We start from the raw sequence: 9,804 nt of genomic DNA on the forward strand, positions 1-9,804 counted from the left end.
GGAACACGCCGACCGGCTTGCCGGATTGAACAAGAAGCGTCTCTTCTTCCGTCAGTGTCTTCAGCGTTGCGATGATCTGGTCGAAATCGGCCCAGGTACGCGCTGCACGGCCGATGCCACCATAAACCACTAGCTCGTGCGGGTTTTCCGCCACGTCCGGGTCGAGGTTGTTCATAAGCATGCGCAGTGGCGCTTCGGTCATCCAGCTCTTTGCATTGAGCTCGGACCCGCGCGGGCTTCTGACATCGCGAATGTTGTGTCGTGGATTATTCATAATCAGTTCCCCATTGCTTTGAGTTCTTGGGCGACCGCTTCGATGCGGGAGAGAATAGTTCTCAGATGCGTCCTCAAGGCCGCCGCCTTCTCTTCGCCATAGGCGAAGGGCACGGCTTCGGTCTCGAGGTAGGCCGATTGGGCTATTTCCATCTGAATTGCATGAACACCAGTGGTCGGCTGACCATAGTGACGTGTCGTCCAGCCGCCCTTGAAGCGCCCGTTGACGATGCTGGTATAGCCAGCCGCATAACCAGCGATTTCGGCCGTCACGCGCTCGAACTCCACGGCGCAAGTCTTGCCCATGTCAGTGCCGATATTGAAGTCCGGGAGTTTGCCCTCGAATAGGAAAGGAATGTGCGAGCGGATCGAGTGGCAGTCATAGAGGATGGCGACGCCGTGAATTGCCTTCACCCGCTCGATTTCGGCCGCAAGGGCGGCATGATAGGGTGCGTGGAAATCGCGCAGGCGCTCGCCGATATCAGCCTCATCAGGTGCCTGGCCCTCCTTCCAGATCGAAAGGCCGTCGAAATCCGTCGCGGGCACCAGCCCGGTTGTATTCTGGCCGGGATAGAGACTTGTTCCCGATGGATCGCGGTTGGCGTCGATGACGTAGCGGTGGAAGGTGGCGCGCACGGTCGTCACGCCGTCAATGAGGCCATCATAAAGGTCGTGGATGTGCCAGTCGGTGTCGGCAAGCAGCTTGCCGTTGTCGTTCAGGCGTTCCCAGATGCCGGCCGGCACGTCGGTTCCGGTATGCGGGAACGCAAGGATGACAGGGGATGTGCCCTGGCGGATCTGGTGGGTCGTCATTGGCTGAAGGCTCCGCTGATGGCCGGGCTGGGTGCGTCGTGGCACATCGTTTTCATCCTTCCAGCATCGGCAAGATGCCCGAAGATACCGCTGCATTGAGCCCACCCGATGCCACCAGATCGCTGGCCGCCTGAAGATCACCCGCCATGTAGCGGTCTACTTCGAGTGTCGGCACGACCGCGCGGATCGCGGCGATGGCGCTGGCAAGTTCAGGGCTGGTGACGAGCGGGGAGCGGAATTCGACACCCTGGGCTGCCGTCAGTGCCTCGATGCCGATGATCGAAAAGAGATTGTCGGTCATTTGCAGCAGGCGTCGTGCGCCGTGGCAGGCCATGGAGACGTGGTCTTCCTGGTTAGCAGAGGTCGGGGTCGAATCCACCGAGGCCGGATGCGACATCTGCTTGTTTTCCGACATCAGTGATGCCGATGTGACTTCCGCGATCATCAGGCCGGAGTTGAGGCCGGGCTTCTTGGCGAGGAAGGCGGGCAGGCCGTAGGAGAGGGCGGGATCGACGAGAAGGGCAATGCGACGCTGGGCGATGGCGCCGATCTCGCAAACGGCGATGGCGATCTGGTCAGCGGCAAAAGCGACGGGTTCGGCGTGGAAATTGCCGCCGGAGACGACGGAGTTGTCAGACAGGACCAGCGGGTTGTCGGTGACTGCGTTCGCCTCGATCTCCAGCGTCCGGGCGACCGAGCGAAGCAGGTCCAGGCAGGCGCCGTCGACCTGCGGCTGGCAGCGGATGCAATAGGGATCCTGGACGCGCTCGTCGCCCTCGATGTGGCTTTGGCGGATGACCGAGTTGTCGAGAAGTGCGCGCAGGGCAGCGGCGGTGTCGATCTGGCCCTTGTGGCCGCGCAGCGTGTGAATATCGGGATGGAACGGTGCCGAGGACCCCATGGCCGCATCGGTCGACATCGCGCCGGTAATCAGCGCGGCCTGGGCGGCGCGGTGGGCGCGAAAGAGGCCGGCGAGCGCCAACGCGGTTGAGGTCTGCGTGCCGTTGATCAGGGCCAGGCCCTCCTTGGCTGCGAGAACCACCGGCGTCAGCCCGGCCTTGTCGAGTGCTGCAGCACCCGCAAGGCGTTCGCCATTGTAGAAGGCTTCGGCCTCGCCCATCATCACGGCAGCCATATGCGCCAGCGGCGCAAGGTCGCCAGAGGCGCCCACGGAGCCCTTTTCGGGAATGACGGGGATGACGCCCTTTTCCAGCATGCCTTCGATCAGCCGCACCAATTCCAGCCGCACGCCAGAGGCGCCGCGGCCCAGCGAAACAAGCTTCAGAGCCATGATGAGGCGGACGATGTTCTCAGCAAGAGGTGCGCCAACGCCGCAGCAATGTGACAGGATAAGATTGCGCTGGAGCGTGGCGACATCGGCGCTGTCGATCTTGATCGAGGCGAGCTTTCCGAAGCCGGTATTGATGCCATAGACCGGCGCGTTGCCAGCGGCGATCTCGGCAATACGGGCGGCGGCTTTGTTGATGCCGGCATCGAAAGAGCGGTCGAGCACGGCCGGCTCGCCGGTCCAATAGATCGTTTCCAGATGCTTGAGCGATACGGAGCCGGGATTAAGAGTGATGGTCAACGGTCGATCCTTTCGCCCTTGAAGACGTGTGCGTGAAGCGGGTTGAAGCCGATGCGGTAGACGAGCTCAGCGAGGCTCTCGACATCCCAGATCGCGAAATCGGCGGATTTGCCGGCTTCGAGCGTGCCGGTTTCGTCGATGAGCCCAAGGGCACGCGCGCCTTCCCGGGTGACGCCTGCGATGCACTCCTCAACGGTGAGGCCGAACAGGGTGCCCGACATGTTCATGGTGAGCAGCAACGAGGTCAGCGGCGAGGTGCCGGGGTTGCAGTCGGTGGCGATGGCGATGTGGGCGCCGGCCTCGCGCAGTGCCTTGACCGGCGGTTTCTGCTTTTCGTTGATCGCGTAAAAGGCGCCCGGCAAAAGCACGGCGACGGTTGCAGCCGCGGCCATGACAACGGCATCGTCAGCGGTCAGATATTCGAGATGGTCGGCCGACAACGCCAGATACGAGGCCGCCAGCCGCGCGCCGCCCAGGTTGGAGAGCTGCTCGGCATGGAGTTTGACTGGGAGACCGAGGCTCTGGGCGCGATCGAAGACGCGGCGCATTTCCTCGACTGAGAAGGCGATGCCCTCACAGAACCCGTCGACGGCATCGACAAGGCCCTCGGCATGCGCCTGCTCGAGGCCGGGCAACACGACATCAGTGATGTAATCGCCGTTGCGGCCCTTGTACTCGATCGGCGTGGCATGGGCGCCGAGATAGGAGGTTACGACGCGGACTGGGCGAATATTGCCCAGCGCACGGGCGGCGCGCAGCATCTTCAGCTCGGCCTCGATGTTCAGACCGTAGCCGGACTTGATCTCGATCGTTGTCAGTCCCTCTGACAGCAGTGTGTCGAGCCGGGGGAGCGAGGCGGCCACGAGGCCATCGACGGAAAGGGCATTGGTGGCTTTGACCGAGGAAACGATGCCGCCGCCTGCGCGGGCGACTTCCTCATAAGTAGCGCCTTCCAGGCGCATCTCGAACTCGCGGGCGCGGTTGCCGCCATAGACGATGTGGGTGTGGCAATCGATGAGACCTGGCGTCACCCAGCGACCTTCGAGATCGGTGATCTCGGCGCGTTCGATCGCCAGGATCGGCAACTCGGTTTCCGGGCCGGCGAAGGTGATACGGCCCGATTCGACGACAATCGCTCCCTTTTCGATGACGCCGAGGCCGTCTTTATGCGGGGCAAGCGTTGCAAGGCGGGCATTGCGCCACAGGTGCGGACGCTGCTCAACAGGTTCCTGCTCGTCTGAAAATTTGTTCCCGTTCATCAGCTTTGCGCCTTTCTTTATGCCTTAACATGTATATACATAATAAACAGGTGACAAGGAAAAATTTGGGCGTATCTCTGGAAAATAAAGAGGCGCCTTCGCCAGAAGGGAACAAACGGTCATGGCACGAACGGTTGCGACGACACTCCACGCAGGCGCAGCACTTTTGCCGGAAGGCTGGCAGGATAATGTCCGGCTGACCCTTGAGGAGGGGCGCATTTCCAGCATCGAGACCGCGGTTGCCGCACAGCCGGCCGATGAACGCCATCACACGCTGGTGCCGGCCATGGGGAACCTTCACAGCCATGCCTTTCAGCGCGCCATGGCGGGCCTTGCCGAGGTAAGGGGCCCCGCCAATGACAGCTTCTGGAGCTGGCGCACCGTTATGTACAAGTTCGCCTTGTCGATGACACCAGAGCATGTTGAGGCCGTGGCGGCGCAGCTCTACATGGAGATGCTGGAGGCCGGCTTTTCCCGCGTCGGCGAGTTTCACTATCTGCATCATGACAAGGACGGTCGGCCTTACGCCAACATCGCCGAACTGGCCGAGCGGATCGGTGCGGCGAGCGCCACGGCCGGCATCGGGCTGACATTGCTGCCAGTTTTCTACGCCCATTCGGGCTTCGGCGGTGCCGAGCCGATCGACGGCCAGCGCCGGTTCATCAATTCGCTCGACAGTTTCGCGGCGCTAATGGACGGCTGCCGGAGCGTGACGTCGCAGCTGAGCGGCGCCGAATTTGGCCTTGCCCCGCACAGCCTGCGGGCGGCAACGCCGGACGAGCTCACGACGGTTGTGGCGATGGCGGGCAAGGGGCCTGTTCACATCCACGTCGCAGAACAGGTCAAGGAAGTCGAGGATTGTATCGCCTGGTCTGGCGCCCGTCCCGTTGAATGGCTCCTCGACAATGCTGATGTCGATGGTCGCTGGTGCCTGATCCACGCCACTCACATGACCGACGATGAAACACGCCGGATGGCACGGCGCGGCGCAATCGCCGGTCTTTGCCCGATCACCGAAGCCAATCTCGGTGACGGCACTTTTCCGGCGCCTGTGTTTCTGGAGGAGGGCGGACGCTGCGGCGTGGGCTCTGATTCCAACGTGCTGATCTCGCTTCCAGATGAGCTGAGGCAGCTTGAATATTCACAGCGTCTTGCACTTAGAGCTCGCAACGTCATCGCTGCGTCCGGCGGCTCCACTGCGCGCAGCCTCTTTGATCACGCGATCACAGGCGGCGGCGCCGCGCTGAAAGCGCCGGGCGGCCTGGCGGTTGGAAACAACGCCGACATTGTCGCACTCGATACGTCGGCCGTTCCCTACCTCGCCGGTGATCAACTGCTCGACCACTGGATGTTTGCCGGCGGCGTTTCAGTCGATACTGTATGGGCGATCGGCAAAAAGACGGTCGAGGGCGGGCGGCATCGGAGCCGCGACGCGATCAACCGTCGTTTTGTGAAGGCGATGGGCGAGTTGCTGGCAGCCTGAAGCCTTTCTTGCCGACGGTGCTCGATAGTCTTTCCCGACTCAGGCATTGCCGGTAGACCGAGAAGAAAGCGGAGCGTAACGATGGATCAGGGCAGGGATCTCACCTTGCATCAGCGGATCGTGAACGACATCGAAGGCCGCATCGTCTCGGGCGAGTGGCCACCGGGTCACCGCATTCCGTTCGAGCTCGACCTTACCAAAGAGTATGACTGCTCGCGCATGACGGTGAACAAGGCTCTGACCCAGCTTGCCAAGGCTGGGCTGATCGAGCGGCGCAAGAAGTCAGGCAGCTTCGTCACGCAGCCGCAGGCGCAGTCCGCCGTGCTGGAAATTCACGATATCGCCGCCGAAGTAAAGTCGCTGAACCTTGCCTATTCGTTTTCAGTGACCAGGCGCACTAGGCGCAAGGCGGGCGTTGACGACACACTGCGTCTCGATCTGGAGCCGGGCTCCTCACTCGTCGAAGTCGTCTGCATCCATCATGCCGGCGGCCGTCCCTTCTGCCTGGAGGAGCGGCTGATCAGCCTTGCAACCGTGCCCGAGGCAAACGACGCCGACTTCTCGACCGTTCCGCCCGGCAGCTGGCTGATCAATCAGGTCCCGTGGTCTAGCGCCGAACACCGCATCCACGCGGTTGGTGCAGGCAGCGAGGCGGCAACCTTGCTCAACATCCCCCGCAATACAGCCTGCCTGGTTGTCGAGCGCCGCACCTGGAGCAATATCGGCCCTGTTACCCATGTGCGCTTCACCTATCCCGGTGACAAGCATGCGCTGGTGGCACGGTTCACGCCGGCCTCGTGAGATTCGGGGTAGCGGGACGCCTGGTAGCGTGGCGGTCCAATCGGGTCTGATTGCGTGCGGAACGCTGGCGCCCGGCGGGGCCGCCAGTCCCGCATGCGTGCCTCGATCACGAGCTATTCATGGTCGCGATAAACGCACTCTTCTTAGTCGAACGCGCAAAGAGGCGGTTGCAGCCAGCCGCCTTTTCACCCCTGTCGAATTTTCGTCTGGCACTGACGCGAAAGGCCGGCACCTGGAAATCGCTCATACCGATGAGAAGAGACAACAAAAAGCCGCGCGCCTTTCAGCGCGCGGCTCGTCAATCTTGGGCGCTCGAATAACTTAGAGCAGGCCAGCGGCGGTCATGAGTTCGACGACCTTCTTGTTGTCGAGCTTGGAAGCTTCGACCTTCGGTGCCTTCAGGTCGGCGATCGGGACGAGCTTGGCGTTCGAATCGCCCGAGACCGAATATTCAAACGAGGTGCCGTTCTTCAGCACATCCTGACCAGCCTTGGAGGTGATCCACTTGAGCAGGGCCTGGGCTTCCTTCGGGTGCTTGCTGGATTTCAGCACGCCACCGCCCGAAACGCTGAGGAAAGCGCCCGGATCTTCGTTCTTGAAGTAGTGCAGGGCAACGTTCTTGCTGTTTTCACCCGTCTTTGCCTGATCACCGAACCAGTAGTAGTGGTAGATCACAGCCCCTGCGACTTCACCGGCATTGACCGCCTTCATGGCAACGCTGTTGCCCTTATAGGGCGTCGCGTTTTCCTTCATGGCTTTCAGCCACGCCGTGGTTGCTTCTTCGCCCTTAAGCTGGAGAAGTGCACCGACGATCGCCTGGAAGTCAGCGCCACCAGGCGAAGCGCCCCAGCGACCCTTCCAGGCCGGATCGGCAAGATCAAGCATCGACTTCGGCAGCTTGTCTTCCGTGAGCTTGGTCTTGTCGTAGGCAAAGACGGTCGAGCGGGCAGCGATGCCCGTCCAAGTGCCATCGGCGGGATGGAACTGGGCCGGAACCTGGGCCAGCGTTTCCTTGTCGACCGGCGCGAAGAGGCCGGCGGAGGCGACCAGCGCCATGGCAGGGGAGTTTTCCGTCAGGAACACGTCGGCCGGCGAAGCGTCGCCTTCTTGGACGATCTGGTTGGCGAACTGCATGTCGCTGCCCTTGCGGACGGTGACCTTGATGCCTGTTTCCTTGGTGAAGCCTTCTGCCCATTCGGTGCCAAGGCCCTCGTGCTGCGCATTGTACACAACGATGCCGTCCGCATCTTGCGCGAGCGCACCGTTTACGAAGGCTGTCGCGGCAAGAAGCGCTGCGGCGGAGACCAGCTTCAGGCTGATGGATTTCTTCATGTCAAACTCCCGATTGGAGCGAAACCAAGCGCACATGGGCTCAAGTTTTCGGTCGCTATGAATTGGTTTTCCAATGCGTCTGGACGTCAGGGCCAACTGTGTCGGCCAAAACTATTCCAACACACTCCACTTATCGTGGGCTTTATGTCGTTACCATGGGGACTAAAGTCCCTAGTGGCGTCGTAGAAGGCCGGGGCCGCTAGGAATGGACGCTCAATCGTCGACAATTGGACCATCCGGCCGGCCATCATCGATCAATGGCAACCGTATCGGTCGGAAAACCAAGGAGCATACGCATGAAGAAGATCATCGTTCACACTTGCGTTATCGCCGGATCGCTATTGCTGGCGATTGGCTCGGCCGGGGCCGGGCCTTTGTCTCTAAACCTCGGACCAGTCGCTTCCAAACCGCCGCTTGCAACCCTCGTGCGCCAGGGCGCCGACAATCTCGTCAAGCACAAGCGCCACGGTCGCGGGCTCGATGACGGTCCCAACCACGTCCACCACAGCTCGACCTCGTTTTCGGCATCCTCGTCGGCATCCTCGTCGCGTGGACGCGGCTCCGATGATGGCGCGAGCCACGAACATCACGGTAGCGACGACCGTGGCGGCGATCACCATGGTGGTGGCGGCAGCGACGATCACGGCGGGGGTCGTGGCGGCGACGATCATAGCGGCCGCCGCTAGTCGCGCTGGCAATCATATCCCGGCATATCCCGGCCCGTTTGATGGGCCGGGATCGTCCTTCAAGGAGATTGATCGTGAACACGTCGCTGAAAATCGCCTGTACCGTCATTTTCTGCACGATATCAGTCGTGGCGGGCCCAGTCTGCGCATGGGCAGACAAGGGAAGTGGCGGCAGCGGTGGAAACGGGAGTTCAGGCGGCAGCGGTAGTGGTAGCTCTGGTGGAAGCGGATCGGGATCCGGCTCTGGCTCGGGTTCTGGCTCTGGCTTTGGCTCCGGCCACTCAGGATCCTCCGGTTCCGGGCATTCGGGCTCGTCAGGCTCTGGCACATCAGGTTCGCGATCGCAGGATGACGATGGCGGCGGCCGATCTGGAAGCGACAGGCAGGGACGCCGAGACGATCGCACGGGCTCGATATCGCAACGCGAGGACCGTTCTTATGATGGTGGCTGGCGCGAGCGCATCCGCAACGGCCGCTATGAACTCTTCGATCCCGAGGGCCGCCTCGTTATCCGTCGTGTCGCCAAAAATAGCGATGTCGAACGGTTCCGCTGAACGAAATTCAGAATGATCAGGACCGTGATTGTGCATCGCGCAGGAACATCGCGGCTTCGGTGCGATTGCGCGCTTTCAGCTTTTGCAGGATGCGCGTCATGTTGTGCTTGATCGTCTTTTCCTGGAGGTTGAGCTGGCGGGCAACTTCCTTGTTGCTGTTGCCATCTGCGACCAGGCGCAGGATCTGTTCTTCGCGTGGCGTCAGCGAGGACAGAGCATCTTCTTGAGGGTTGCGCGCTGCGCTCGGTTGCGGTTGGGAGGCCTCGCCCTTCATTTCCGTCAGGATGCGCGCGGCGAGACTTGGTGACACATAACGCTCTCCGGCCACGACGTTGCGCACCGCCGATACCAGCGTCGATGCATTCACCCCCTTTAGAATATAGCCCTTGGCCCCTTCCTTCAGCGCGTCGAACAGATCGCTGTCTTCTTCGGAGGCCGTGAGCACGATCACGGTTGCGGCCGCATCCGCCTTGATGATCGTGTTCAGCGCGTGGTGACCGCCTCCGGGCATCGAGAGATCAAGCAGAAGCACGTCGGGTCGGTGCTGGCTGAAGAGCGTCACGGCGTCGGCCGCGCTCGCGCCTTCGCCAACCACCTCGAAACCCGGCTCGTCCGATAGGCTGCGGGCGAGGCCGTCGCGGAATATCGGGTGATCGTCAACGATCGCGACCCTGAGCATGTCTGAAGTCATTCCGCCGTCCTCTTCGGTAGTGTCATGCAGATGCGGGTGCCCGCCTGTGCGTCAGATGCGATGTCGAGATGTCCACCAAGCCCTGCAAGTCGTTCCTCCAGACCGACAAGCCCAAGGCCGTCCTCGTCACTCGACCGGACGAAGCCGGTCCCGTTATCTTCGACCGCGATCCTGATGTGCTGGTCATCTTCAGTCGCCGTCACTAAAATTTTCGACGCGCCGGCATGCCTGGTCGCATTGCTCAGAGCCTCTTGGATAAAGCGATAGACGCAGATCTTGGCGGCCTGCGCCCGGATATCGAGCCGTCCGACTTCCGAGATGATC

The 9,804-nt window shown here is 61.7% G+C and carries 9 protein-coding genes and 1 pseudogene; 3 read left to right on the plus strand and 7 right to left on the minus strand.

Going from position 1 to position 9,804, the window contains the following annotated elements:
• From B3605_RS02235 to hutI, 4 genes and pseudogenes are all read right to left on the minus strand, one after another.
• Window positions 1-274: pseudogene (locus tag B3605_RS02235) on the minus strand (urocanate hydratase); the annotation flags it as partial.
• Window positions 275-276: 2 nt separating this feature from the next.
• Window positions 277-1,086 carry an N-formylglutamate deformylase gene (hutG, locus tag B3605_RS02240; RefSeq protein WP_296432007.1) on the minus strand — a complete coding sequence of 270 codons (810 nt, stop codon included), beginning with the start codon at window positions 1,084-1,086 and terminating at the stop codon, window positions 277-279.
• A gap of 52 nt (window positions 1,087-1,138) precedes the next feature.
• A complete protein-coding gene (gene hutH, locus B3605_RS02245) occupies window positions 1,139-2,674 on the minus strand; it encodes a histidine ammonia-lyase (protein ID WP_296432009.1) in 1,536 nt (511 codons plus the stop codon).
• A complete protein-coding gene (gene hutI, locus B3605_RS02250; protein WP_296432012.1) occupies window positions 2,671-3,933 on the minus strand; it encodes an imidazolonepropionase in 1,263 nt (420 codons plus the stop codon). The genes hutH and hutI overlap by 4 nt, the downstream gene beginning before the upstream one ends.
• Window positions 3,934-4,054: 121 nt before the next feature.
• On the opposite strand from hutI, the gene B3605_RS02255 reads away from it, so the two are divergent.
• Window positions 4,055-5,416 (plus strand): formimidoylglutamate deiminase, encoded by a 1,362-nt coding sequence (locus B3605_RS02255; RefSeq protein ID WP_296432014.1) that lies wholly within the window; start codon window positions 4,055-4,057, stop codon window positions 5,414-5,416.
• Between the two features lie 81 nt (window positions 5,417-5,497).
• Window positions 5,498-6,217 (plus strand): histidine utilization repressor, encoded by a 720-nt coding sequence (gene hutC, locus B3605_RS02260; RefSeq protein WP_112941934.1) that lies wholly within the window; start codon window positions 5,498-5,500, stop codon window positions 6,215-6,217.
• A 321-nt stretch (window positions 6,218-6,538) separates the two neighbouring features.
• On the opposite strand, the gene B3605_RS02265 is transcribed toward hutC, so the two are convergent.
• Window positions 6,539-7,549, minus strand: coding sequence for an iron ABC transporter substrate-binding protein (locus B3605_RS02265; RefSeq protein WP_296432016.1), 1,011 nt, complete (start codon window positions 7,547-7,549; stop codon window positions 6,539-6,541).
• Window positions 7,550-7,845: 296 nt separating this feature from the next.
• On the opposite strand from B3605_RS02265, the gene B3605_RS02270 reads away from it, so the two are divergent.
• Window positions 7,846-8,235 (plus strand): hypothetical protein, encoded by a 390-nt coding sequence (locus tag B3605_RS02270; RefSeq protein ID WP_112941932.1) that lies wholly within the window; start codon window positions 7,846-7,848, stop codon window positions 8,233-8,235.
• A gap of 570 nt (window positions 8,236-8,805) precedes the next feature.
• On the opposite strand, the gene B3605_RS02275 is transcribed toward B3605_RS02270, so the two are convergent.
• Together B3605_RS02275 and B3605_RS02280 are read right to left on the minus strand one after the other, a co-directional pair.
• Window positions 8,806-9,480: a response regulator gene (locus B3605_RS02275; protein ID WP_296432019.1), complete on the minus strand. Its 675-nt coding sequence runs from the start codon at window positions 9,478-9,480 to the stop codon at window positions 8,806-8,808.
• On the minus strand, window positions 9,477-9,804 hold a 328-nt coding region (locus tag B3605_RS02280; protein WP_296432021.1), incomplete at its 5' end, for an ATP-binding protein. The genes B3605_RS02280 and B3605_RS02275, both read right to left, overlap by 4 nt.

The organism is Rhizobium sp. UBA1881 (genome assembly GCF_002338015.1).
Classification (GTDB): Bacteria; Pseudomonadota; Alphaproteobacteria; order Rhizobiales; family Rhizobiaceae; genus Rhizobium.